The 250-nt window shown below is 70.4% G+C and carries 1 pseudogene; it reads right to left on the reverse strand.

The annotated features are described in order from the left end of the window. Positions 1-250: pseudogene (locus tag QP915_RS11655) on the reverse strand (DNA polymerase Y family protein); the annotation flags it as partial.

Here is a 250-nt window from a genome sequence, read left to right on the forward strand (position 1 = left end):
GTACTCGATACGCCCGGCCACCCCACGGCCACCGACGGCCCGCGGCTGCAAGACGCGGTCTATGCCCAGCTGCGATTGCACGCGCGAAATCACCCGCTTGACCTGTTCCTGTGAGGCATCCCCGCCCCAGAGGCCATCGGCCTGCGGCCTAGCCACCTCCACCGGCTCAAGCACCAGCCGCACGATCGCGGCACCGTCCTTGCCGCTCGACCGCGCCGCCGTAAGCCACCCATCCAGCTGCCAGCGCACC

This window comes from Corynebacterium sp. MSK158 (assembly GCF_030229085.1).
Lineage (GTDB): Bacteria > Actinomycetota > Actinomycetes > Mycobacteriales > Mycobacteriaceae > Corynebacterium.